This window comes from Peribacillus sedimenti, from assembly GCF_046237635.1.
Lineage (GTDB): Bacteria > Bacillota > Bacilli > Bacillales > DSM-1321 > Peribacillus > Peribacillus sedimenti.
The window spans coordinates 4212493-4234934 of record NZ_CP143547.1; the positions used below are offsets into that span (position 1 = coordinate 4212493).

Annotated in this window: 22 protein-coding genes; 6 read left to right on the forward strand and 16 right to left on the reverse strand. The window is 42.1% G+C overall.

What is annotated here, in order from left to right; translation table 11 throughout:
• Positions 1 to 16: 16 nt before the first annotated feature.
• Positions 17 to 2161: a cell division protein FtsA gene (locus V1500_RS20620; protein WP_409302221.1), complete on the forward strand. Its 2145-nt coding sequence runs from the start codon at positions 17 to 19 to the stop codon at positions 2159 to 2161.
• A gap of 181 nt (positions 2162 to 2342) precedes the next feature.
• Entirely contained in the window at positions 2343 to 2603 is a 261-nt protein-coding gene (locus V1500_RS20625) for an alpha/beta-type small acid-soluble spore protein (protein WP_409302223.1), read from the forward strand.
• A 206-nt stretch (positions 2604 to 2809) separates the two neighbouring features.
• Here V1500_RS20625 and ytxJ read toward each other — a convergent pair whose 3' ends face one another.
• From ytxJ to V1500_RS20640, 3 genes are all read right to left on the reverse strand, one after another.
• On the reverse strand, positions 2810 to 3142 hold the full coding sequence (gene ytxJ / locus V1500_RS20630; RefSeq protein WP_409302225.1) for a bacillithiol system redox-active protein YtxJ: 333 nt from the start codon (positions 3140 to 3142) through the stop codon (positions 2810 to 2812).
• Between the two features lie 108 nt (positions 3143 to 3250).
• Positions 3251 to 3835 carry a YtxH domain-containing protein gene (locus V1500_RS20635; protein ID WP_409302227.1) on the reverse strand — a complete coding sequence of 195 codons (585 nt, stop codon included), beginning with the start codon at positions 3833 to 3835 and terminating at the stop codon, positions 3251 to 3253.
• 41 nt (positions 3836 to 3876) lie between these two features.
• The gene (locus V1500_RS20640; RefSeq protein ID WP_409302229.1) at positions 3877 to 4398 is read right to left on the reverse strand and encodes a DUF948 domain-containing protein; all 522 of its coding nucleotides are present in this window, start codon (positions 4396 to 4398) and stop codon (positions 3877 to 3879) included.
• A 297-nt stretch (positions 4399 to 4695) separates the two neighbouring features.
• Here V1500_RS20640 and V1500_RS20645 point away from each other — a divergent pair, with 297 nt between their 5' ends.
• A complete protein-coding gene (locus tag V1500_RS20645) occupies positions 4696 to 5811 on the forward strand; it encodes an aminopeptidase (RefSeq protein WP_409302230.1) in 1116 nt (371 codons plus the stop codon).
• Positions 5812 to 5879: 68 nt separating this feature from the next.
• Here V1500_RS20645 and murC read toward each other — a convergent pair whose 3' ends face one another.
• The 5 genes from murC to V1500_RS20670 form a co-directional block, all read right to left on the reverse strand.
• Positions 5880 to 7184, reverse strand: a complete 1305-nt coding sequence (gene murC, locus V1500_RS20650; protein ID WP_409302232.1) for a UDP-N-acetylmuramate--L-alanine ligase — start codon at positions 7182 to 7184, stop codon at positions 5880 to 5882.
• A gap of 239 nt (positions 7185 to 7423) precedes the next feature.
• Positions 7424 to 8521 (reverse strand): nicotinate phosphoribosyltransferase, encoded by a 1098-nt coding sequence (locus tag V1500_RS20655; protein WP_409302234.1) that lies wholly within the window; start codon positions 8519 to 8521, stop codon positions 7424 to 7426.
• A 65-nt stretch (positions 8522 to 8586) separates the two neighbouring features.
• On the reverse strand, positions 8587 to 11574 hold the full coding sequence (locus tag V1500_RS20660; protein ID WP_409302236.1) for a DNA translocase FtsK: 2988 nt from the start codon (positions 11572 to 11574) through the stop codon (positions 8587 to 8589).
• 330 nt (positions 11575 to 11904) lie between these two features.
• Positions 11905 to 12711 (reverse strand): DUF1444 domain-containing protein, encoded by an 807-nt coding sequence (locus V1500_RS20665; RefSeq protein WP_409302238.1) that lies wholly within the window; start codon positions 12709 to 12711, stop codon positions 11905 to 11907.
• A gap of 56 nt (positions 12712 to 12767) precedes the next feature.
• Entirely contained in the window at positions 12768 to 13079 is a 312-nt protein-coding gene (locus tag V1500_RS20670) for a thioredoxin family protein (protein WP_409302240.1), read from the reverse strand.
• A gap of 239 nt (positions 13080 to 13318) precedes the next feature.
• Here V1500_RS20670 and V1500_RS20675 point away from each other — a divergent pair, with 239 nt between their 5' ends.
• A complete protein-coding gene (locus V1500_RS20675; RefSeq protein WP_409302242.1) occupies positions 13319 to 13765 on the forward strand; it encodes a YtoQ family protein in 447 nt (148 codons plus the stop codon).
• 42 nt (positions 13766 to 13807) lie between these two features.
• On the opposite strand, the gene V1500_RS20680 is transcribed toward V1500_RS20675, so the two are convergent.
• Together V1500_RS20680 and V1500_RS20685 are read right to left on the reverse strand one after the other, a co-directional pair.
• Entirely contained in the window at positions 13808 to 14332 is a 525-nt protein-coding gene (locus V1500_RS20680; protein ID WP_409302244.1) for a DUF84 family protein, read from the reverse strand.
• Between the two features lie 129 nt (positions 14333 to 14461).
• Positions 14462 to 15535, reverse strand: a complete 1074-nt coding sequence (locus tag V1500_RS20685; RefSeq protein ID WP_409302246.1) for a M42 family metallopeptidase — start codon at positions 15533 to 15535, stop codon at positions 14462 to 14464.
• A 272-nt stretch (positions 15536 to 15807) separates the two neighbouring features.
• On the opposite strand from V1500_RS20685, the gene V1500_RS20690 reads away from it, so the two are divergent.
• Entirely contained in the window at positions 15808 to 16125 is a 318-nt protein-coding gene (locus V1500_RS20690) for a hypothetical protein (RefSeq protein WP_409302248.1), read from the forward strand.
• A gap of 64 nt (positions 16126 to 16189) precedes the next feature.
• On the opposite strand, the gene V1500_RS20695 is transcribed toward V1500_RS20690, so the two are convergent.
• Both V1500_RS20695 and trmB read right to left on the reverse strand, forming a co-directional pair.
• Positions 16190 to 17035, reverse strand: coding sequence for a YtnP family quorum-quenching lactonase (locus tag V1500_RS20695; RefSeq protein ID WP_409302249.1), 846 nt, complete (start codon positions 17033 to 17035; stop codon positions 16190 to 16192).
• A gap of 316 nt (positions 17036 to 17351) precedes the next feature.
• Positions 17352 to 17990 (reverse strand): tRNA (guanosine(46)-N7)-methyltransferase TrmB, encoded by a 639-nt coding sequence (gene trmB, locus V1500_RS20700; protein ID WP_409302251.1) that lies wholly within the window; start codon positions 17988 to 17990, stop codon positions 17352 to 17354.
• A 277-nt stretch (positions 17991 to 18267) separates the two neighbouring features.
• On the opposite strand from trmB, the gene V1500_RS20705 reads away from it, so the two are divergent.
• Positions 18268 to 18546 carry a YtzH-like family protein gene (locus V1500_RS20705; protein WP_409302253.1) on the forward strand — a complete coding sequence of 93 codons (279 nt, stop codon included), beginning with the start codon at positions 18268 to 18270 and terminating at the stop codon, positions 18544 to 18546.
• A gap of 4 nt (positions 18547 to 18550) precedes the next feature.
• On the opposite strand, the gene V1500_RS20710 is transcribed toward V1500_RS20705, so the two are convergent.
• From V1500_RS20710 to thpR, 4 genes are all read right to left on the reverse strand, one after another.
• Entirely contained in the window at positions 18551 to 19327 is a 777-nt protein-coding gene (locus V1500_RS20710; protein WP_409302255.1) for a phosphotransferase, read from the reverse strand.
• A gap of 389 nt (positions 19328 to 19716) precedes the next feature.
• Positions 19717 to 20682 (reverse strand): diacylglycerol/lipid kinase family protein, encoded by a 966-nt coding sequence (locus V1500_RS20715; RefSeq protein ID WP_409302257.1) that lies wholly within the window; start codon positions 20680 to 20682, stop codon positions 19717 to 19719.
• Positions 20654 to 21643, reverse strand: coding sequence for an NERD domain-containing protein (locus V1500_RS20720; protein ID WP_409306058.1), 990 nt, complete (start codon positions 21641 to 21643; stop codon positions 20654 to 20656). Before V1500_RS20720 ends, V1500_RS20715 begins: the two co-directional genes overlap by 29 nt.
• Positions 21644 to 21817: 174 nt before the next feature.
• Positions 21818 to 22381, reverse strand: a complete 564-nt coding sequence (thpR, locus tag V1500_RS20725; protein ID WP_409302259.1) for an RNA 2',3'-cyclic phosphodiesterase — start codon at positions 22379 to 22381, stop codon at positions 21818 to 21820.
• Between the last annotated feature and the right edge of the window lie 61 nt (positions 22382 to 22442).

The window sequence follows — 22442 nt, forward strand, 5'->3', positions numbered from 1 at the left end:
AAGAAGGTGTTTTCCGTTGCAGGAAAAAATTTTTGCTTTGGACATAGGTACCAGGTCCGTAGTCGGATTGGTTCTCGAAAAACGCGATGATACTTATTTTGTTAAAGACATATTAGCGAAAGAACATACAGAACGTGCCATGATGGATGGCCAGATACATGATGTAATCTCGGTTTCGAAGGTTATCTCAGAAATCAAAGATGGGCTTGAGCAGATACACGGGCCTTTGACAGAAGTTTGTGTCGCAGCTGCAGGAAGAGCATTAAAGACTGAAAGAGCGGCTGTTACAGTGGATGTAAGAGGAAAGCCAATCATGCAGCGTGATGATATTCTTCATTTGGAGCTCTCAGCTGTTCAGCAAGCCCAAAGCCTTGTTGCAGAAAAAATTAGCGGAGATGCATCCTATCATTATTATTGTGTAGGATATTCCGTGCTCTATTACAGATTGGATGGGGAAGAAATTGGAAACCTTATTGACCAGAGCGGAAATGAAGCCTCTGTGGAAATCATCGCGACTTTTCTTCCAAAGGTAGTAGTGGAATCATTGCTTGCTGCATTGAAGCGTTCCAACCTGACTATGAGTGCCTTAACACTTGAACCTATTGCAGCCATAAATGTACTGATACCGCCATCGATGAGGCGTCTTAATGTCGCTCTTGTGGATATTGGTGCCGGAACATCCGATATAGCTATTACCGATACTGGGACGGTCATTGCCTACGGAATGGTCCCAGTCGCCGGTGATGAAATAACTGAAGCAATCAGTGACCATTTATTATTGGACTTCCCAATGGCAGAGCAAGCAAAAAGGAGCTTGATGAATGAGCAGGAAATAACCGTCACCGATATTTTGGGCTTTGAAAACTCGATAGCCAGAGATGAGATTGTGGAGCAGATTTTTCCCGCTTTAGCCGGTCTAGCTGAAGCCATAAGCAAAGAAATCAGGGCTCTGAATAACCACAAATCACCAAAGGCGGTTATGCTTGTCGGCGGCGGCAGCCTGACGCCCAAATTGCCGGCACTACTTGCAGAAAAACTGGACCTGCCGCAAAACAGGGTTGCAATTAGGGGGATTGAAGCGATCACAAATCTTTCTATGTCTGACCATCTGCCCAAAGGGCCGGAGCTTGTTACGCCAGTCGGCATCGCCATTGCTGCCCACAACAGTCCTATCCAATATATGAGCGTCTATGTGAATGGGCAATTGGTTCGACTGTTTGAAATGAAAAAGATGACCGTGGGGGACTGCTTACTTACTGCCGGCATAAAGATTGGCAAATTGTATGGAAGACCAGGACTAGCGATGATCGTCAATGTGAATGGGCAAAAAATTACAGTGCCCGGCAGTCATGGACAGAAACCAACCTTACTGCTCAACGGCATACCGGCAGCCCTGGATGATGATGTAAAAAAAGATGATCAAATCTCAGTGGAAAAGGGTGTTGATGGCGAACCTTCTGTAGTTAAGATCGAGGACCTGCTGGATTCCTTACCACAAAAAAAAGTATATATAAACGACGTGGAGTATTTCGTCTCGGCCAACTTGCTTAAAAACGGAAAGCCTGCAAGCGGCAGTGACCTGGTGCGTGACAAGGACCAAATATCCTGTCATTTCCCTGAAAACATAGAAGAGCTTCTAATCAGTCTGCAGCTAAATGGATTCCCGGCCACGCTTTCCCCTTTTATGGTAAATGTCAATGGAAAAACAATAATCCTGGAAAACTTCTCAGCAGGAATTCGAAAAAATGAAATTCCAGTTACGAAGAGTCATGGATTTGAAAATGGTGACAAAATCCGCATTTATGGTCCTGCCAATCCAAAAGTAAGTGATTTGGCTACTCTGATTCAAGTACCATTAACCTATTCCATTCAGGTAACATTTAACGGAAATAGAACGATTTTAACAAAAAATGTGGGTGAATTCTACAGAGAAAACAAGCGATTAATAGAAACTGACGAGCTGCATAATGGAGATGAATTATCCTTAATCAAGCATAGGATAGATCCATTTATTTTCCAGGATATTTTTAAATATGTAGAAATAGATAAGCCAACAGATTCAAATGGCCGTTTTATTTTATTCAAAAATGATAAAGAGACTTCCTTTAACGAGATTATTACTTCAGGAGATCAATTAAAATTAATCTGGCCTGGTGGCTAAACCCCACAATCCAAGCTGTAACCTCAATTGCGAACAGCGGCGGCAGCCGCTGTTTTTGTGTTCCATCTTGCTAAAAAATATGCTTGCCTCCTTTTTGCCAGTAAATAAAAAAGACTGACTATCTTATATCTGAAATAGCTTGGATTTTTCAGGAAAAGATATAATCAAGGGGGTGTCAAATTTGGCAAGACGGAGAAGAAACATTCTCGTACCAGAAGCACGCAGCGCAATGGATCAACTGAAAGCTCATGTTGCAGGCACCGCCAGTCCGGAGGATGCAAAGTTCGAGGCTGCGAGAGAGGTCGGTGTACCTTTGCAAAGAGGTTATAACGGCAGGCTGACCTCGGAACAAGCCGGAACGGTTGGCGGCCGGCTTGGCGGGAATATGGTGCAGCAGCTGATTAAGATGGCGCAGCAAAATATGAGCAATGGCCATAAATAAAGCTACTCTTTATAAAAACAAAGCCCTGTAACCAGCAATTGCTGAAACAGGGCTTTCACATGTACTTGATTTCCGTCCCAGGCGCATTTGATTTCCCAGGTGTGGGGTGAGCCCCTCGTCGCTGCAGCACTGAAGCGGTGACACCTGTCCCGCTGCTCCAGCAGGAATCTGGCATTGTACACTCCAATTTTTTCATGCGCAAGTCGTTATTGCTCCGACTTAATAGCTTTCGACAGCGTATCATATGTAATCTTCCAGTGCGACGCGTTCCAAACCGGCTTTCCATTTCTGAATAATATGGCTTGAGGGGATTCATGTTTAATACCATATGCCTCAGCAATATAGTTCGATAACGGCCGGGCTTCCTGCACAGCCAAGTAGGCTGTATTCTCCCCTTGATGGTCCTCAAGGAAGCTTTCATATTCCTCAAATGCGGCACCGCTTACTGGACAAGTAAGGCTATGCTTGATCAGCAGAAAGCTTTCCTTACTAATTAACTCCTCAAATTCTGCCTGAGATTCAATTTTAGTCGTCGCCAATTTACTAACCTCCTTACAAACTGATACCGTGCATGATAAAGGACGGTGAAGCAATATTACCACTTCACCGTCCCCTGTGCAAATAAATTATCCGGCCTTTGTCAGCCGCTATTCTTTTAATTTATTTTCCGTTTCCTCAAACGCCTTTTTTGTTTCATCTAACTTCATTTGCGCTGCATTTGCGCCGGGTGTCGTGCTTGAAGAAGATGATGCATCTGCAGTTGTAGTAGTTGGTATTGTTTCCTGAGGAACTTGATCCACATCAACTGTACCTGTTTCTATAAATGCAGCTTCATTTTCTGCTTGCGCTTCCGGCTGTTCATTCTGCGTCCCATTTTTTCCTGAAGAAGTCATGCTTTTAACCTTATTGATCAAGCCGGAGGAAGTATTGGAGACCATTTCTCCGACAGAACTTGTCTTCTCCTTAGCTGTCCCCGCAATGGAGCCGCCTTTTTCCATAGCGACGCGTGTGATTTTTCCGGTCCTTTCAGAGATGTTTCTTGCTTGCCCGTTTATGTCGCTCATTAACTCTTTGCCGGATTTAGGAGCCATGAACAGAGCTGTTGCCGCTCCAACTACTCCCCCAATTAAGGCACCAATGATGAAATCTCTTGAATTCATAGTTTCTTTTTCAGTAACATACGGCTTTTGATAATCCCTTGTGTAGTCTTTCGGATATTCTTTTTGAGTCATTCATTCATTCTCCTTTTATTTTTTAAATTTTTTGTTGCTGCTTATCTGGATCTTAAGAACCTTCTTTTTGGTTCAGTGTCTGTAGCTTCCGTTTCATTCTGCACATCAAACGATGTCTGAACTGCTGGCAAATTTGTTTCTTGGACCGCCTGGGCTTTTCTTGCCTTCCACTTGTCGCGGATTTCCAATGCTACATTGCTCCATTGGACAATTTGGGAAATTTTTTCCTTGTTGTTGTCAATTCCAGCTTGTACCTTGTTAGATACCTTCTGGATAGATGAGTTGAAATTGTTGATCGATGATCCAACACCTTTTACAGCACTTACAACCGTGTTAAGACTTTCAGATTTCTTTTGAATGTCCTCTGCCAATGCATTTGTTTTATGAAGAAGGGACGCTGTTTCAACCGTGACTCCCTGCATCTGCTGCTCCAGTCCATCTAAGGTATGTGCAACGCTATCAAGTGTCGTCTGAAGTGACTTCAAGGTCCTGGACAAGAAAATCACCAAAACTAAAAACGCGACGGCTGCAACTGCAGCACTTAGATATAAAATAATTTCCATAGTACACCTCCGATGTTATTTCAAGTACTTTGTACCTTTAACTTGTTACTATAAATACCCGCTCACTTTTAATATAAACGTAATTATATTTTTCCATATAAACCGCAAAAACTCCTTCTTTTAACATATAACATAAATGACCTGCACTTTGTATGTATTATCTTCTATTTCTAAGTTTTTTATTAATGGCTGGCTGCCGCGAACTATTTCAAACTCCGAAACATATTAGTGAAATCTGCCCCAGCAATAAGGTACAATAGACTAGGAGTTATATACATACATACGGAGGAATGCAAGATGAGGGATCCTAGAATAGAATATTTGGCCAAAAATTTAATCAATTACTCAGTCAAGCTGCAAAAAGGAGAAAAAGTATTGATTGAAAACTTTGGCCTGCAGCGGGAATTGGTTACCGCATTAGTTAATGAGGCTTATGCTGCCGGAGGATATCCATTTGTTTCTCTGAAGGACCATCAGGTAGATCGTTCTCTGTTAATGGGCGCACATGAAGATCAATTTAATATGATTGCAGATTTTGAAGCGGAAGTCATGTCTAAAATGGATGCTTATATTGGACTTCGTTCAGGCGATAATATAAATGAACACGCTGACGTGCCATCCGAAAAAATGGCCATCCATGGAAGAACGATTGGCAAAAAGGTACATCGTGATATACGCGTGCCGAAAACTAAATGGGTTGTACTTCGATATCCAAATGCTTCAATGGCGCAGCTGGCCAAGATGAGTACTGAAGCGTTTGAGGATTTTTATTTCGATGTGTGCAATTTGGATTATGGAAAAATGAACGATGCAATGAACAGCCTTGTCGAATTAATGGATAAAACAGACAAGGTAAGGATTACAGGGCCAGGCACCGATCTTAGTTTTTCAATCAAAGGGATTAAGGCAATTAAATGCGCTGGGGAACTGAATATTCCGGATGGAGAGGTTTATACTGCCCCTGTAAAAGATTCTGTGAATGGAGTGATAACGTATAATACTCCTTCCCCATATCAGGGCTTCACTTTCGAAAATGTAAAATTGACATTCAAGGATGGAAAAATTGTGGAGGCTGAATCGAATGACTCAGAACGAATCAATAAAATCTTTGATACGGATGAAGGAGCAAGGTATATAGGGGAATTTGCGATTGGGGTCAATCCATATATTCTGCACCCTATGCAGGATATTCTGTTTGACGAGAAGATCGACGGCAGTTTTCACTTCACTCCCGGACAGTGCTATGATGATGCCTTTAACGGAAACCACTCCAATATCCACTGGGATATGGTGAACATCCAGCGTCCTGATTATGGCGGCGGAGAAATTTATTTTGATGATGTCCTAATCCGTAAAGATGGAAGATTTGTCCTTCCTGAACTGGAAAAATTGAATCCTGAAAACTTAAAATAAATACGCAGGCATAAAAAAAACGGAAATTCCGGTCGTGAATTTCCGTTTTTTTATATTTGCCTTTGATATTATCTAACTTCGGCTAATTTTTCATAGGCATCCTGGAATTTCTGAATATCGCCTGCTCCCATGAATAACAGCACACTATCCTCATGCTTCAGAAGAGGTGCCGTATCATCTTCCGTTAACAACTCTGCTCCAGGAATCTTGGCTTGGAGGTCTTCGATAGAAAGTTTGCCTTGATGTTCACGAGCAGAACCAAAAATTTCACAAAGATATACTTTGTCTGCCAAGTTAAGGGCGTCTGCAAATTCATCCAGAAAAGCCTGGGTTCTAGTATAAGTATGTGGCTGGAAAACTGCTACAACTTCCTTATCAGGATATTTTTGTTTTGCAGAATCGACCGTAGCCGTTATTTCCGTAGGGTGATGTGCATAATCATCAATGAGGATCTGGCTTCCACTATGCTTTTCAGAGAAGCGGCGCTTTACGCCTCCGAAACTTAAAAGCTGCTCCTTCACAATGTCTGTATCAAGATTTTCATACTTACACAATGCAATCACCGCTAGTGCATTGAGCACATTATGTTTGCCATAAGAAGGGATTGTGAAAGTTTCATAAAAAGTATTTCTCACAAATACATCAAACGATGTCCCCTGTTCATTAGTAGCAATATTTCTGGCCTGGAAGTCATTCTCCTCAGCAAAACCATAAAAAATTACAGGAACCTTAGCCTGGATTCTTTGGAGGTACTCATCATCGCCACACGCAATAATTCCCTTATTCACCTGAAGTGCCATCTGCTGAAAGGCCTGAAACACATCTTCAATATTTGCGTAATAATCTGGATGGTCAAAATCAATATTTGTCATAATAGCATAGTCGGGATAATAGGAAAGAAAGTGACGGCGGTATTCACAGGCTTCGAATACAAAGTATTCAGCACCCTGCACACCTTTTCCCGTTCCATCCCCAATCAGGAAGGATGTTGGCTTTGCGCCCCCCATTACATGCGAAAGCAAACCGGTTGTCGATGTTTTTCCATGTGCCCCGGTTACCCCAACGCTAATAAAATTCTTTAGGAAATCACCCAGGAACTTATGATAACGAACAATAGGCAATCCAAGCTCTATGGCACGTGCAATTTCCGGATGTGTATCTGGAAATGCATTCCCTGCAATGATCGTCATTCCCGGCTGTACGTTTTCTTCATTGAATGGAAGAATGGTAATTCCGGACTTTTCAAGAGCAATTTGAGTAAAAAATCGTTTTTCAATGTCTGAACCCTGGACAACATAGTCCATATCATGCAGTACCTGAGCAAGTGCGCTCATGCCTGAACCTTTGATTCCAACAAAATGGTAAACAGTCATATAGAGAACCTCCACCAATCGTCTATCTGTATGACAGTATATGACGGTATCTGTTATTTGCCTATCGATGAACATTTCATTAACCATAATGTTCATACTGGCTTAATTTAATTCATTGAAGCATTACTAAATAAAAGCTAAATGAGTTTTCACGAAAACCTATTATAACACTTTTTTATGAAATCAACCATCAAGCATGAATAGTCAACCACAGTTTCCTCATTTTGAAATAACTTACATTATTCCACTTTCTCAAGCCTTGGGTTTGGACGGTATCTCCTGCCCTCTTTTGCCTGATGATTTCCGTTTAAGAGAACATTATCCCCCGTAAAGCTTACTGAGATTTTCAACAGGCTGCTGCCAACCCCGTACATGTCAACCGGTACGTTGCCCTGTTCAAACCTTGTAATCCGTTCCTCGGTAAATCCGCCGCTTACTACAATCTGGACATGGTTAAAACCTTCGTCATCCAGAGCCTTCCTAAGAGCATAAATTAATTCTGCATTCACGCCTCGTGGATCAAAGGTTCCAAGTAGATGTTGATTTCGCACGAAATATTTATCAATCATCGTTCTGGACGTATCCACTCTGACGCCTCTCAATGTATCTCCAAAGGCCCTTGCGGCTTTAAGTGCATCCGTGATTGCATCGTTGTTATAATCGACCAGCGCAATTAAATCGTCTTCGGGATATTTTTGAATATAAGCCTCGCACGCAGCAACTATATCCCCATTGAATAGCTGTATCAGAGCATGGGGCATGGTGCCGATCCCTTCCTTGCCCCACCATTCATTCATTGCATGAGTTGCCTGTGCTGTAGCACCGCCGATATATGCCGCATATCCGTCTCCGGCTTGCTGCGTAAAATGGTCATCGCGGTCACCCATGAAAATCACTGGTTTTTGGACGCCGGTAAGAGCTGCCGCTTTAACTACATTATATACATTCGTAGCAACTGAAGTTCTGCGGGACAAAATTCCATCAATGACACCTTCTAAAAAACCAAAATCCTGATAACGGCCGGTTATGGTCATTACGGTTTCAAACGGACTGATCTTGTCCCCATCTTTCAGTGAAGAAATTTCCAGCTCATCCGGATTGGCCGCAAAGGTTTTTATCAAGGCAATCACTTCATCAGTCCCGCAAAGTACGGCATTTTGCTTTTGGAAAAATTGCATTGTCACTATATTATCCGGAAAAAATTCCTGGACAATTTCCTTTGTTTTAAGAAAGTAGACGGCTGAAAACCATCCTTCTCTGATTCTTTCATCAAATTTAAAGGTTTTATTGGTTAACCTTTTTATTTCCCCCTGCATTTTCAATTCAATTTCTTTCATCTTCCATGCTCCCTTTAGACCTCGAAGCACTATCCAATGACTTAACGTAAAAGTAACCAGTAAGATCAATTCATGTTGTTGGCTTCAAGGATGTATTCTAGTTCCTCTTCAGATATTAACACATCCCGCGGTTTACTGCCTCTAGATTCTGACAGGATCCCCTGTTTTTCCATCATTTCTATCAATCTTGAAGCTCTATTGTAACCAACATGAAAGCGCCTTTGCAGACTGGAAGCAGATGCGCCTTTTTGATTTACCGCAAACTCGCAGGCTTCATAAAACAATTCATCGGTTTCATCAAGGACTTGTGCTTTTGACAGCAATTCCTCCTGCTCAAAGAGATAAACGGGTTCTTGTTCTCTTCTTACATGATTTACTACCTGATCGATTTCATCGTCAGAAACAAATGTGCCCTGAAGGCGAACCGTTTTGGAAGAACCATTTTCAGCAAATAGCATATCTCCCCGCCCCAGCAATTTTTCAGCACCGCTTGAATCAATGATCGTACGAGAATCAACCTGGGACGAGACCGAAAAAGCAATCCTGGTAGGAATGTTAGCCTTAATTAAACCTGTAATAACGTCTACGGAAGGACGCTGGGTAGCGACAATCAAATGAATCCCGCATGCCCTTGCTTTTTGGGCAATCCTGCATATAGCCTCCTCGACGTCTGCAGGCGACATCATCATCAAATCAGCAAGTTCATCAATAATGACAACCATATATGGCAGCTTGTCCGAATGCTGTCCTGCCCTCTCTGCCAGCTCGTTAAAGCGGCTGATATCCCTTACCCCTGTATGGGCAAATAATTCGTAGCGGCGCTCCATTTCTTCCACTGCCCATTTCAGTGCAGCCGTGGCTGCCTTTACGTCGGTGATGACAGGGCTTACCAAGTGCGGAATTCTGTTGTATGGCGCCAGCTCCACCATTTTAGGATCAATTAACAAAAGCTTAAGCTCCTGCGGCGTTGCTTTATAAAGCAGGCTGACAAGCATGGTATTTATGCAGACGCTTTTCCCTGAACCCGTTGCGCCGGCTATTAGCCCGTGCGGCATTTTCCTTAAATCCGTAACAATTGGCTGTCCGGATATATCCAGCCCAAGAGCCACCGTCAATGGAGATTGGTCTTGTCTAAATGCATCACTTTCAAGGACTTCACGCAAAAATACCGGCTTGCTTTTACGGTTTGGGATTTCAATGCCGATCGTATGCTTCCCTGGAATAGGCGCCTCCATCCGGATATCCTGGGCAGCAAGACTAAGTTTGATATCATCGGTAAGATTAGTAATCTTATTAACTTTCACTCCTGGCTCAGGCTGTACTTCAAATCTGGTAACAGAAGGTCCCTGGGTTACATTCACAACACTGGCCCGGACGTTGAAATTCTTTAGTGTTTCATTTAACAGAAATGCCTGTTCATTCAGCCATTCCCGATCATTCTCTGCGTGCGCCGGAGGTGTTAATAAATCTATGAAAGGATAAACGTAATAAGGCATTTCCTCTACTAGGGAATCCTTAGCTCCTCTATCTTGAACACTTTCAACAGTTTCAGTCGTTTCCGAAATTTCAGTGGCTTCAATAGTTTCAGTAATCTCCCTATCTTCAGTAGTTACAGCAATTTTTTCAGCTGTTTTAGCCATTGCATCGGGTTCAACAACAGTTTCCTCCTGTTTTGACTCCATTGGTTCAGAAGCTACATGGTCTGCTGCTATGCCGGCATCTTCTTCCGTATTATTTTGGTTAGAATGAAGGGCTTCTTCTTCCATGTTACTCTTCGCAGGAATCCTTCTATCCATTTGCCCTTGATGTAAATTTACACGGTCCCTGTCTTGTTTAAGCATCAAAACATTGAAAGGAAGATGCTTCTTCTTTGGTTTTAGTTCCTCTCGATCTGCGTGATCCTGTTCTCCAGACTCCTTCAAGCCGAAAGACGGTTCTTCTTTAGGTGCGGCTTTCCCTTCCTCTTCGATGCCCGAGCTTCCTAATATGGCAGACCGTTCCTCCGATTGGTCTGTATCATGTTGATTCATGGATTGAGATTGTATTTCTGACTCTTTTTCCTCCACGTCTGCTGTCTCTTCCGCACCCATAAATCTATCAACGCTTCCAAGCTGTTCAGACGTGTCATTTTCATTGCTTTCCTTCTCCGGCTGAAAGTATGTCCCAGCTGAAGATATGATTTCGCTTTCGTTTGCCGCAGGTTTGCCTTCTGGCATAACGGTGTCAATTTCGGCAGCCGGTCCTTCATTGGCAAGCTGTGCAAAATCGCTGCCATTATCGGAATCACCTTCCGCAAAGAGCGGAAATTCATTGCTTACAGACATTTTCTCATCTGACTTTGATTGCTCATTCTGTATGGAAATGCCCGTCTTACCCAGAATATACTCTATTTCCTGTTCAGCTTCTTTGTTTGCAACTGCTAGCGACTCGTTCAAAATTCCTTTACTTTCAGGCTTTTCTACGTTTTTTTGGGTATCCTTACGATAGACTGCAGGTATATCGGAAAAATCTACTTTATTGTCCCTGTCCTTGGGTTCGAGCTCAAATTCTATTGATTCCTCAACCACCGGCTTCTTTATTTCTGGGCGGTTAAACCCATAAATGGGCGATGGTATTTCGGTTGGTCTGAAAGGTATATTGGATGGTTGAATTTTCGTTTGCTTATATCCTTCTTCACGGCCCTTGCTTGATTCCTTTGGTTTTCCCTGCTGTTTGACAGCGGAATCAGCCTTTTCATTCTTCCTGTGAACTTGCTGTTTCTCGGCTTTTCTCCGTTTGTTGCGCTCTAACTCCTTGTCTGATTCCACCGGGAATTTAAACTGCCCCTTCGGATATTGATATAATACTCTGGCCTCCGGTTCGATTCCCCTGGCTGTGTGGGAGCTATGTATCTGCCTGGAATCGTGTTCTTTAGGCTTAAAATCTTTTAACTTTGTAAAATCGACTGTCTTAAGTTCTTCTATGTCGACAGGCTCATCGACAATGATTTCTTCTATCTCAATGATTTCCTCTTCAGCCTGAAACCATTTCTTAATTTTTTTGAACCATTTCACTTTATCACACTTCCTATAACTCTTAGTCAATAATTCATTTTATCAGTATTTTAGAGAATAACGTACAAAAATATAGAACATTTGCAGTCTGTTTACCTTTTCACATTCAAGTCCTATCCTCATTTATCCAACAAACCGACGCGTTAAACTCCTATCTTATTTCGGCCAAAATAATTATATATTAAGCACTGAAAACTCTTGAATTGACCAGCCCAGGAAATAAAAAACCCTTATCGGATATCAGTACAGTCATTTTACTGTATTGATATCAAAATAAGGGTTCTGTTACTAACTCTTAATTTAAATGTAAAACTAATCAAAAGAAAATCATCATTCTGTTCGTTTTCTGTTTTTTCCCAAAATGAAAATAGGTTCCAGTTCTCCGTCTTCGTACAGGAAAGACAGTGCGGTTATCGGTACATGGCCGCTTGCAAAAAAGCTCATGGCCATTTGGGCAAGGATATCATAGCCTGTATCATTTTCGACATCGGCAATAATGATCACATCCTGGTGAGGCAGTGCGACGGCCATTGTTCCTTTCACGGACTGCTTCATTTCTCTAAGCCAAGACTCGTTTAGGATCCTGCTCGCATCATATCCATCATTTGTATTTAGAAAATAAAAGATATTGCCCGCCACCGTATCTTTTTTCAGAGTGGTAGGAAGGGAACGAACGTTAAAACGCGCCACCTGCCTGACCCTTTCAGGATCCCATCCTTCTTTATCAAGCAGACGCTTGTCAATTAAACGATAAGTATTACCCAGGTCGAGTGCATAGTAAATCCGGGTTTCCGCGGTATGCTCGTCAAATAAAAATTGGTTTCCCTCACTTTCTTCTTCGGGAAAAGAGGTTGAACGGATAACAGGGAAGATGGATTTTTCCCGGCCTGTAAGTGAATGCTCCGTACCCATAACATGCAACGCTTGTTCCGCATAATACACCACTTCGTCAACAGCCTTTTCCTTGGCAGTTTCCCAGTTTGCGATGACTCGACCCATTTCTATAGACAGCCCTTTTCCTGTAACTGTATTATCAATTCTCAGAACATCATTTTTGCTATCAAAATGAAAAGAACGATTTTCTCCCTTCAACCGCTCTTTGATGATCCCTGCCATTTTTCTGCCGTCCATTTTCATAAAAAGCCCCCTCTCTGACAATAAATCGCCCCCATCGCAAGACGGGGGATCAAGTTTTATAAAGATTCAATAAAAGATTCGATTTCTTCCTTCGTTTTACGGTCTTTGCTCACAAAGCGTCCCAACTCTTTCCCATCACCATAAGCTAAAAAGCTCGGAATGCCAAATATATCGTTTTCTGCGCACAAATCAATAAATTGATCCCGGTCAACATAAACAAACCGGTACTCTGGATATTTTTCCTCGATCTCCGGAAGGATCGGTTCTATTACCCTGCAATCCGGACACCAGTCTGCGGAAAACAAAAATATATGTTTCCCTTGATTTTTAAGCTCTTCAAATTGATTTATAGTATCTAATTGTTTCAATAGAGTTCCTCCTGTTATTAGCTTTTATATTGGTCCATTCTCTTGTTTTTCATTCAGATTCTATAATGATAATAACAAACAAAGGATGCCGCCACCAATGATATGCAATACGGTGTATTAAGGATTCTGATAAAAATTGATACGCAGGCCTTGTTCTTTTAAATTGATGTTTTCAGGATAAAAATGTAAGATGACAGTATTATCTTATTTTTCTATACAACACTGATGGAGGTGCGCCTATGAATTTGATCGTATATTTAGCAGGGGAAATCCACAGCGAATGGAGAGCCGAGCTAAAGGATAAAGCTGCTGCTCTTAAGCTTCCGTTGGAATTTGTCGGCCCAATGGAGAATCATTCCAGATCAGATGAGATAGGCGAGGAGATTCTGGGCCCTCAGCCCTCAGCCATCCTAAAGGACGAAGCAGCTTCCAGGATCAATAATCTTCGAACCCAGCTGCTTTTGAACAAAGCCGATCTTGTTGTGGCCTTCTTTGGACAAAAATACAGACAGTGGCATACTGCGATGGATGCAAGTTCAGCCATTGCATTGGGCAAACCATTGATATTGATCCGTCCGGAGGATTTGCATCATCCTTTAAAAGAACTTTCCCAGAAAGCCAGTGTAACTGTTGATTCTGTAAATCAGGCCCTAAAAGTAATTTCATATATTTTTGAAACCGAATAAAAGAACCTTGCCCGAAAGCAGGTTCTTTTTATATGCAGCAATTTAGGACGAAGCGCCATTAGATTTATGGTATTCATACTGGCCGATCAGCATCTGCATGATATGCTTGAACATTTCGCTCCTGGTAACCTGCTGATTCGTGAAAATACCTATGGCTCCTTCTTTTTGCCTGATATTTCTTTTATTCGTATACTCATCCATTATTGGCCCCAGTTCTGTCCCCTGGGATAATTTTTCTGCAATCTCATCCGGCAGCCGTATCCTTGCTCCCCCGGCAATAAAGCTGGTGCCATCCCTGGCGACAAGCGCTCCCCAGTTGCATAAAAACAAGCCAAATTGGGTTTGTACCACTCCACCTTCCAGTCCAAGACCTATTTCGGCATCACTTTGCATAAGGCAGATTTTTGCCCTGTTTAAAGCACCTTCAATGGTCTCTTCATCTGAGAAAGGCTGGCTGGAAACCCCAGACTCAACATCCAGTGTGATAATTTCCGCATCCTTGCCGTAGGATTCTGTGACTGCCTGGACCTTGGCTGGATTTGTACTTCCTATTGCAATACGTGTCATTCTTTGTCCACTGACCCTTCAATGCGCATTATACAGATTTATTGACAATACGAAAGTCCTGCTGCCTTTTCGCAGGCCGGCACCATCGCTAAAGTTTATTAAGGTAGCCAGCACATCAGTTATGGCTATCTATCCGTTGTTCCTGATAGATTCAACCGTCGTCCTGTCACAGCTTCTGACAAGCTTTCCAAGCAATTCCCTGGCCGCAGCATAGTCATCGATATGGATCATGGCTGCATGCGTATGAATGTACCGGGAGCATATTCCGACCACAGCGCTTGGAACTCCTTCATTGGCAATATGGACCTGGCCTGCATCTGTCCCCCCCTGTGATACGAAATATTGGTATGGGATACGATTCGACTCTGCCGTTTCCAGGATGAATTCCCTCATGCCCTTGTGAGTTACCATGCTTTTGTCAAGGATTCTCAACAACGTCCCTTTGCCTAGCTGTCCGAATTCACTTTTTTTGCCCGACATATCGTTTGCAGGACTTGCATCCAATGCGAAAAAGACATCTGGCTTAATCATGAAGGAAGCAGTGCGGGCACCCCGCAGTCCTACCTCTTCCTGGACTGTCGCTCCAGAATATAAAGTATTTGGAAGTGTTTCATTTTGGAGGTCTTTTAGCAGCTCAATGGCAAGCCCGCAGCCATATCTATTATCCCATGCCTTCGCAAGGATCTTTTTCTCATTCGCCATGGGTGTAAATGGGCAAATAGGAACGACCTGCTGACCTGGCTTTACACCGATTCTGTTTACATCTACTCGATCGTCCGCCCCGATATCGATCATCATATTTTTGATATCCATAGGTTTTGAGCGCTGTGATTCTTCAAGTAGATGAGGAGGGATCGACCCAATGACTCCTGTTACTGGCCCATTATCGGTAATAATTTCTACTCTCTGGGCAAGCAATACCTGGCTCCACCATCCGCCCAGCGGCTGAAAACGGATCATGCCATTGTCGGTTATGGAGGTAATCATAAACCCTACCTCATCCATATGGCCCGCTACCATTACTCTCGGACCAGACTCGTCTCCCCTTTTTACTCCAAAAATGCTTCCAAGCCCATCCTGAACTATTTCATCAGAATATTTTTCAAGCTCGGAACGCATGAATTTCCTTACAGCATGCTCATTTCCCGCAGTTCCCGGCAGTTCTGTAAGAGTTTTAAACAATGATAAAGTTTCTTGATTCAATTGCTCTCCCCCTAAATCGAAAGATATTCCCTCTTATTTTGATAAAGCCATAGATAGTTAGGCTTTCCAGCACTCATCGAAAGCTGTAATATGTACAGAAACATTTTACAGAAATTCAACAACATTTTCTATAATTATTTCGGTTCCTGAAATAAAGTGGCCTATAATTTGTTTATTTTTTCACTTTTTAGAATTCCTTTATTTGTTCTTCTACCCTATTGTTCGGTATACTATAAGAATATTATGCATCATTTAATCTGGAGGGGAAGCTTTTGAAATTGCGCACTTTGCTTATAGGGGCTGCGGCCGGATTTGCTGCAGGATTTGCAACAAAACAAGTATTGGATCAGTCTGGTAATCCTTCTCCCGAGAAGGTGTTATCACAGGTGAAAAGTCAGGTTCAGAAAGATGGCAAGATTTATGGATCCTGGATTTTAATGAAGCCTGAAACCTATCGCAAAAACGATTTGGAATACCAGGTTTACAAAGGCGGAGTAACCAGGCATATTGACGGCAATCAGGAGCAATTTGAATTCATTGCGGATTCTACTACTGGAACCATACTAGAACTAAATTTAAAAACAGAATGATATTCAAAAACTAGGCTGGCATTCTGCACAGCCCTTTTTATTGTTTGATCCTCGGTAAATGGATTTAACTGTTTCTTTTTACCGACTCTATGATTTCTTTTCCTTCCCTATCCCATTTAATCGCCCGATAAAACGCATCATGATAAAAACTATACCATGCCCTCTCGGCCAAGCCCTGTTTTATCCACTTTTCCTTTTGGTAAATCGACGTCATTGGGTAATCATCAAATGCAAGTACCCAGAGAGGATTTAAGTGGGCATGAGTTGGCATAAGATCCGCCATGTGAATCAGGCGCTCTTCCCCTTCTTCCATTACAATTATGGAATGCCCCTCACTGTGGCCGCCAGTATGAATCATCTTTATTCCTGGGGCAACTTGATACTCATCTTCATATGCCTCAACTAAATGGGAAACCGCCTCCCAATTTTCCTTCCAATATGTATTACGTGAGCGTATATTCGGACTCTTCATTTCATCCCATTCTATTTTGGAAGTAATAATTTTTGCGTTTGGAAAAACCGGTTCCCATCCTTTGTCGGAATGCTTCGAGAGCCCGCAAGCATGGTCAAAATGAAGATGCGTCATTAAAATATAGTCAATATCATTACAGGATAAGCCCAGCTCTTTTAAATCATCTTCAATGTTTGACTCTTCTGTGACGCCGTAGTTTCTTTTCTTTTTGGCATCCAGCTTTCCGTTTCCAATCCCGGATTCAATTAAAATATTGATACCCATTGTCTGAACAAGGATCGGATCGGTTCTTAATTCAATTTGATTATTTTCATTATGAGGATATTTTTTAGACCAAAGCGGTTTGGGCACCACACCAAACATCGCTCCTCCATCGAGATGAGTCACCCCTCCATTTAGCCAGGTAAGCTTTATGCTCCCTAATTGCAATGTCTCCATTTATTCCCCTCCTGTCCCATTTAGTGTAACAAAGATTTCTTTTTATTTAAAACATTTGTGAAACTTTGCTGGTAAACACCCGGTGAGGAATAGTGTTTATTATGCTGATCAATCAACGGCCTGTTGATAGCAGTGAAATGCATTCTGCTTACCTCGGGGCGGGCGGTGAACATCCCTAGTTGCTGACGATCCTGTGATGTCTTACCTGTCCCGCCGCTCCCGCAGAAGCGGCGCCTGGAACGCAGATCAAGATTGTTTGTTGATGTACTTCCCCAAATAGCAAAAAACCCGGCCAATTTCTCGGCCAGGGCTATCATTATCGGTATTGAGCTTCCAGACGGTAAATTCTATTCCCTTTTTGAGAAAACTTCTCCTCATACTCGGTCATGATATTTCCTTGAAAATCGCTATTATGCAAATCTAGACTTACATAAGTCAATAACATTCCATAGCGCGATATACTCATAAGGGATGATTCAAACAGTCCCTGATTATCTGTCTTAAAGTGTATTTCGCCTTTTTCTGGAAGAATATCCTCATATACTCGCAGGAATGTTTCATATGTCAGCCTTCGTTTGGCATGCCGCGTTTTCGGCCATGGGTCCGAAAAATTCAAGTACACACGGTTCACATCGCCTTTTCCGAAATAATCCCGCAAATCATTGGCATTCACATTCATCAGCTTTAAATTCGGCAGTTCAGCCTCTATAAGTAAATCCAGCGCAGATATGATCACACTTTTTGCAAGCTCTATCCCAATGAAATTGATATCCGGATGTGCTTTTGCCATTTCAGTGATAAATCTCCCTTTTCCTGTACCTACCTCGATATAAAGCGGATTGTTGTTTCCGAAAACCTCGTGCCATTTTCCCTTATGAAGCTCCGGCTGCGCTACTACATATTGAGGATATTGCGCCAGCTTGTCTTCAGCCCAGGGTTTGTTTCTTAAACGCATTAACACACCTCTGATTTTTTATTTTCTTGTTAGCATTTCAATCTGTATTAGTATTTCCTTAACCCAGCAATATAGATATCCCCTCTGGCGCGGCCGTGAGGAATTGGGGGGATATTTGGCCGTTAAACCACGGCAATAACTGGTTGTCCATAAGGACGAAGAGGATAGCCCAAACGCAATTTAATTGCCCAACGTCATATCAAACAAGTATAAAATTACGGGTACTCCACACTATATTAAAAGTAAAATCAGTTATCAGGAAGGATTGGATTTAATAATGCCGCTTTCTCATTCCGATCAATTTTCATTACTCAAAGATATTCTACAAAATCACGAAACGGACTGCTGCGGTTCAATTGCTGAATGTGAGCAGGTCGAGCGACTGGTAAAATCATTAATGGTCAACAGCAACATCAATAACGATGTTAAAACTGTGCTGGAAGAAATATATCGCTATAGCCAAAATGGCATTAATTCGTCCAGTCTCGATGATTACATCCATTCACGGCAGCATGACTTGTCCAATTGGGTCGATGATATCGAACGTTTTTCCTAATGACCTAAGCCAGTATAGCTGTAAGTTTACCAATTAGATGATTCATCTCTTCAATGCGCCCTTTGTCCTTATGCCATTGAATCGAATTCAACGATTGGGCAATCACATGCCACTTCATCCGGAGCTCGAAGTGTGCATCAAGGACCTTTCCATATTTAGCGAGCCAGTCTCGCCAATTATTTCGAGGCACATATGAATACAAGAGCACTCCAAGATCAATCGCCGGGTCAGCGATCATCGCGCCATCCCAGTCGATCAGGAATAACTCTTCTTCATCGTTTATCATCCAATTGTTATGGTTCACATCTGAATGGCAGACTACTTTTTCTTCCGTATCGACAAGCAGCAGATTTTGCTGAAGAAATGAAATGGCTTGGCTAACCACAGGAATTTCAATTAAGTCTTCATCCATGCTGTCTTCGATTTTTGAAAGTATGCTTTCAGGCCTTAAAGGAGATTTCCCCAATCGTTTCAGCATAGATAATAATGGCTCGGATTGGTGAATCTTCCGCAAAAGCTTTGCCACCTTTTCATCATTCATCTCTTGGTGGGACAGTTCTCTGCCATTCAGCCAATGCTGCGCAGTTACAACATCACCATTCTCAAGACGTTTTGTCCAAATTAGTTTAGGAACGATGCCCTCTGCTGACAAAACGGCTAGAAACGGCGAAGAATTGCGTTTCAGAAAGAGTTTCTGCTCCTGGTTGAGAGCTATAAAGGCTTCACCTGTTGCTCCTCCTGCGGGTAAGATTTCCCACTCCCGGCCTAATATATGTTCCAAAATGGTTCACCTTCAATTTCTTAGCTAAATAAACAAGCATAAGCATCTATTTAAACATCATAGTAATCAATTGATTAATAAGTCTTGGGATGGCTCTCATTTTTCGGACAACAGCCCGAAGCCGTTTTCGTAAATTTATGGTATTTATTGAAATAAAAAAGACAGCTATTTGACAATAGCCATCTATTAAATTTTAGTTAAAAGAGGTTTTACAGTCAAGTATATATTATGATACCAAAATAAAACATAACACCCAATACCTCTTTTAAAATTACATATTTTTAGCATTGAATCGATGGTTTCAGAGCATCGGGAGAAATTTGTGCCGCAGTCTTACAGCCCATTTATCAGCCACAGCCTTGCTTTATTTTCTCATGAAATAACATTTCTTAAAAATCCCTAACACTGTATAGAATTCTTATTTTTGTTGGCGCCAGTCGGACAGCTACATGCTGCTGTCCGACTACTTCCCCATCTGCCTGGACAAAGACAGGCTTGGATGAATCGATCACCACTTCATTGCAAAGGTATGAATCTACATTCCTTATCCGTAAGTGCCCTCCCCAAAATACTGTAATGAAAACAGATAGAAGCTTCGCTCGGGAAATATCATGGACTGCTATCACATTAAATTTACCGTCATCAGGTACAGAGCGAGGTGAAATATTAATACCCCCTCCAAAATACGGCTGGTTGGATACCACGATAAACCATACCTTTTTAAGATTGATTTCTTGTCCATCAATGATCACTTTCATATCTGTCCTTTGGTAGGTAATCAGCTTTTTGACAAAGAAATAAATATAGACAAGTTTGCCGAGCTTTAAGAGGTTAAACCACTTTTTGGCTGATGATCGGTTTACTTCAGCGGTAATCTCCGCATCTATTCCCATGCCAATACTATTTACAAACATGCCTTTATTCCCATTGGAATCATATTCTCCCAGATCGATTGAACGGCTGCTGTCAGGGTGCAGGTCCATTAGAATCGCCATTGCCTTTTTATATTGCGCAGTTCCCTGAATGCCTCTGGCATAGTCATTTCCCGACCCTGCTGGAATGCTGATGACTGCTGCATGCGGAAATCCTGCTGCTCCATTGATCACTTCGTGCATTGTGCCGTCTCCTCCGACTACAGCCAGGATCACCCTTGTGTTCGTTTTTTCAAGAACTTGTTTTGCTATCACTGCGGCATGACCCTGATATGCTGTATAAAACACTTGATACGGCCTGTTTCTCAATAGGAGCTCCTTTTCAACAGCTTGCCACACTTTCAGACTTCCAGCGTTCCGCGCTGCTGGATTGATGATAAAAACAAGCTCGGCTTCAACGATCGATAAGGTCTTCGCCGCCATCCGCATCCACATCCCATTCCAATCTTCTGTTAGACGCCGTATCACAATAATCCAATAAAGCCTGGGCGGCCTTTAGCTGCAGATGCTTTAACGGCGATGATAAATTCCGCATCCTTTGGAACCACTCGGGAAAGGAACGCTTATCCAGCAATAAAGTATCGAATGGGACTAGCGGATAATCGATATACCCATTCCTGGACAGAATAACTTTTTTGATTGGAAGATTTACTTCATACAGGGTAAAAACCTGGGTTACAATCTTCTCCATACGATTTAAAGCCAGCATAGGGTTTAGCACTTTTTTATCTCCATACCGATGATGCCGTTTAAGCCAGAATCTCTCATTCGTGCCGACGAATGCCGCATCCTCTTCCGCCTCGAGAAAGGTTATGCACCATGCATCCGTAGGGCTCAAGAGGATTACCTCCACTTCCACGGGAGCGTTTTTCAATAGAAACACAGGTTTATAGAGTACAAGAAACGTATCAGGAAATCTCTGCAGGAAAAACCTTAGCCTTTCATCGAGGTAAAATGCTGGATCTATAACCGATTTTTCATGAAGTGTCGAGCTTGCCCATTTCATCTGAAATCTTAGCAATTGATTTAAATAAGTCTGTTTCAAATCTTCCATGCTATCGGGACTGTTCGGAATATGCAGGGAAAAAATATTATCATCTTGATGGCTGGACCCTTCTATTTCATACTGATTTTCTAGCTCCCGGTCCTTTTTAAACAAGCCTTTAACCTTTGTAAACAAAGCCTGCTTGGGCTGATATATCCAATCATCTTCAATGTCAGACTCTTCCTTGCCGGCAAATAGATTTTGCAATTCACCGGCAAGATAAGCTGCTTTAAGCTTTTCCCACTGCTGATGTTTTAGCCGGACAAATTGTGAAGGATAACGGTAAACATCCTGCTCATATCTGGAGATGTAATCCTGCAATTTTATAAGCTGTCCCACTATAATCACTACCAGTCTCATTTAATTTAAAATAACGATATATTAACTACAATCGTCGGAAATAATGGAATCCTCTTCTGTCACTTAGGGCGATCTAAAAAAAAGAAGTCCCTCTTTTATCAAACTTTTTATTAAATCGAACTCAGTGAATCCTTAATTGGCTTATCGGCCATTTTATGATTTTTTTAAGGGTACTGTAAAAATGGGTTCATAGGAGGGTGAAGCACCCATGTGGGTTTTGTACAGAGTAACCTGTGACGCCCGAAAGACGTGTTCTCCTCTTTGCAGCATGGTTAAGTCCTGGCTCTTTTCAATCTGATATGGGATATCCCCTATGTATTTCCTGGCCACTGTTATATGCGGTTTAAAAGGTTTTTTATCGAGAATAAAGCCTGCCTGTTCACTGGCAGCATAGGTTTTTTTCTGCAATTCAAGGAGGCTATTGCTATGCTCTACACCCAGCCATAAAATCCTTGGCGCATGTACCGGGCCAAATGTACCAATGTCGGTTACTGTTAAAGAGAATTCCCCTAGGGGCTCTATAGCCTCCTCAACCAGCTTTTCAGCTTTCCTTCTCATTCCTTCCTCTGTATTCCCAAGAAACGCTAATGTAATATGGTAATCCTGCGGATGCAGCCACTTTTTAAAGGGAAGCTGCTTTTTAAGGTTCGTTATAATGTTATCAATGTATGTTTTAGTTTCATCAGGCAAAGTCAAGGCAAAAAAGAAATTTGTCATCAGTGTTTCACCTTTTTCCATCTAATTTTATCATAATCATGCCCAGTTCTCTTATTCTTTA

Coding starts and splice junctions, on each gene's coding strand:
- V1500_RS20635 (WP_409302227.1), bottom strand. CDS start 3,835: ATGACTCAAAAAGAATATCCGAAAGACTACACAAGGGATTATCAAAAG.
- V1500_RS20640 (WP_409302229.1), bottom strand. CDS start 4,398: ATGGAAATTATTTTATATCTAAGTGCTGCAGTTGCAGCCGTCGCGTTT.
- V1500_RS20645 (WP_409302230.1), top strand. CDS start 4,696: ATGAGGGATCCTAGAATAGAATATTTGGCCAAAAATTTAATCAATTAC.
- murC (WP_409302232.1), bottom strand. CDS start 7,184: ATGACTGTTTACCATTTTGTTGGAATCAAAGGTTCAGGCATGAGCGCA.
- V1500_RS20655 (WP_409302234.1), bottom strand. CDS start 8,521: ATGAAAGAAATTGAATTGAAAATGCAGGGGGAAATAAAAAGGTTAACC.
- V1500_RS20665 (WP_409302238.1), bottom strand. CDS start 12,711: ATGAAAATGGACGGCAGAAAAATGGCAGGGATCATCAAAGAGCGGTTG.
- V1500_RS20675 (WP_409302242.1), top strand. CDS start 13,319: ATGAATTTGATCGTATATTTAGCAGGGGAAATCCACAGCGAATGGAGA.
- V1500_RS20680 (WP_409302244.1), bottom strand. CDS start 14,332: ATGACACGTATTGCAATAGGAAGTACAAATCCAGCCAAGGTCCAGGCA.
- V1500_RS20695 (WP_409302249.1), bottom strand. CDS start 17,035: ATGGAGACATTGCAATTAGGGAGCATAAAGCTTACCTGGCTAAATGGA.
- trmB (WP_409302251.1), bottom strand. CDS start 17,990: ATGCGTTTAAGAAACAAACCCTGGGCTGAAGACAAGCTGGCGCAATAT.
- V1500_RS20705 (WP_409302253.1), top strand. CDS start 18,268: ATGCCGCTTTCTCATTCCGATCAATTTTCATTACTCAAAGATATTCTA.
- V1500_RS20715 (WP_409302257.1), bottom strand. CDS start 20,682: ATGGCGGCGAAGACCTTATCGATCGTTGAAGCCGAGCTTGTTTTTATC.
- thpR (WP_409302259.1), bottom strand. CDS start 22,381: ATGACAAATTTCTTTTTTGCCTTGACTTTGCCTGATGAAACTAAAACA.